Raw genomic sequence first — 1,710 nt, 5'->3', positions numbered from 1 at the left:
GCTCGACAACGCCCTGCGTCATACGCCGCAGGACTGTGCAGTCGAACTGAGCCTGGAAACTATCGGCAACCGTGTGCGCTTTGTCGTGCGCGACCATGGCCCGGGCATCCCCCCGGACGATTTGCAGCATTTGACCCAACGCTTCTGGCGCAACGGCCAGAGCACCGGTTGCGGCCTCGGTCTGGCGATCGTTCAGGCAATCGTTCAGCGTTGCGACTGCGCGCTGCACTTCGACAGCCGCCCGGACGGCTTGCGCGTGGAGTTGACCATGCCGTTGCAAGCCGTCTGAGTTCACCCCGTCAGCTCTGTGTATTGGCACATCAAATGTAACTTCTCTCCATTAGTCATCCGGCCGCTGCGGGGTTAAGGTCGCTGCAGCTTTGACTCAATGGATTGAGGGGATCGCGCCATGGAAGCACCCATCTGTATTCGTCCGGCCACCCTGGCCGACACCGGCATTATCAGCCGCATCATCGAACGTTCGATCCGCATCGGTTGTGCACTCGACCACCGCAACAATCCCCGGCAAGTCGATGCCTGGGTCCGCCAGCAGTCCGCCGGACACCTCTGTACGTGGCTCGCCGATGCACGTTTCTACCTCAACCTCGCCCTGTTGCGGGACAAACCGGTGGGGGTCGGCATGGCCCTGGCCAGTGGCGACATCACCCTGTGCTACGTGCAGCCGGAGTGCTTCCGCCGTGGCGTCGGGCGGGCGCTGATGGATGATCTTCAAGGCTGGTTGCGCCCGCGCGGGGTGCAGCGGGTCAGTCTCAACAGCACCCGTACCGGCGAGGCGTTCTATCGACATCTGGGCTATCGCCAAGCGGCGCCGCCCTTGACCCATGAAGGTTTGCAGACTCTGCCCATGGTCCGGTCGTTTCCCGCCTGCGCCTGACAAACGATCAAGGGCCTAAATCCTCGGGACGCTTAAGCGTTTCCAGAACAGGAAAACCTGCATGTGCGCTCCGCGACCGGAACGCGCATCTGTCCAGTGTGCTGTTTTGGTCACTATCCATAGCGTATTGAGGGGTCGAGAGATGTCAGTCGCCACCAGCCTTATCGAACAGTCATCGGCCCGGGTCGCCTCGGCGCCGGCCGAAACGTTGTACCAGTTCCATGAATCACCGTTGCTCGCTCGCCAAAGCCAGCAGGAATCCAATGCGCGCAGTTATCCACGGCGCATTCCCCTGGCGCTCAAGCGTGCCAGGGGCCTGTACGTCGAAGACGTCGAAGGACGCAGCTTCATTGACTGCCTGGCCGGTGCCGGCACGTTGGCACTGGGGCATAACCACCCGGTGGTGATCGAGGCGATCCAGCAAGTGCTGGCCGATGAGTTGCCGCTGCACACCCTCGACCTGACCACGCCGGTCAAGGATCAGTTCGTGCAGGATCTGTTCGGTCTGCTGCCGCCGGCGCTGGCAGCGCAGGCGAAAATCCAGTTCTGCGGCCCGACCGGCACCGATGCCGTGGAAGCCGCGCTGAAACTGGTGCGCACCGCGACCGGGCGCAGCACCGTGCTGTCGTTCTCTGGCGGTTACCACGGCATGAGTCAGGGGGCGTTGAGCCTGATGGGCAGCCTGGGGCCGAAAAAACCGTTGGGCGCCTTGCTCAGTAACGGCGTGCAATTCATGCCGTTCCCTTACGACTACCGCTGCCCGTTCGGTCTCGGTGGCGCTGCCGGTGTCAACGCCAACCTGAGCTACCTGGAAA

At 62.6% G+C, this 1,710-nt stretch carries 3 protein-coding genes; all 3 read left to right on the top strand.

Going from position 1 to position 1,710, the window contains the following annotated elements; translation table 11 throughout:
• Positions 1–289 (top strand): sensor histidine kinase (locus tag DBR24_RS18585; protein ID WP_146189082.1); only part of this gene is annotated, 289 nt, incomplete at its 5' end.
• Positions 290–409: 120 nt separating this feature from the next.
• Complete coding sequence (locus DBR24_RS18580; RefSeq protein WP_128615476.1) at positions 410–895, top strand: GNAT family N-acetyltransferase; 486 nt, start codon at positions 410–412, stop codon at positions 893–895.
• A 142-nt stretch (positions 896–1,037) separates the two neighbouring features.
• Positions 1,038–1,710: aminotransferase class III-fold pyridoxal phosphate-dependent enzyme (locus tag DBR24_RS18575; protein WP_128615475.1), on the top strand; the 673-nt coding region annotated here is incomplete at its 3' end.

This window comes from Pseudomonas sp. HMWF006 (assembly GCF_003061205.1).
Taxonomy (GTDB): Bacteria; Pseudomonadota; Gammaproteobacteria; order Pseudomonadales; family Pseudomonadaceae; genus Aquipseudomonas; species Aquipseudomonas monsensis.
Note: the sequence above shows the minus strand (reverse complement) of the source record. Positions and strands in the feature narration are given on the sequence as shown.

What these genes read in the sequence shown, in the direction of transcription:
- DBR24_RS18580 (WP_128615476.1), top strand. Translation starts at nt 410, where the DNA reads ATGGAAGCACCCATCTGTATTCGTCCGGCCACCCTGGCCGACACCGGC.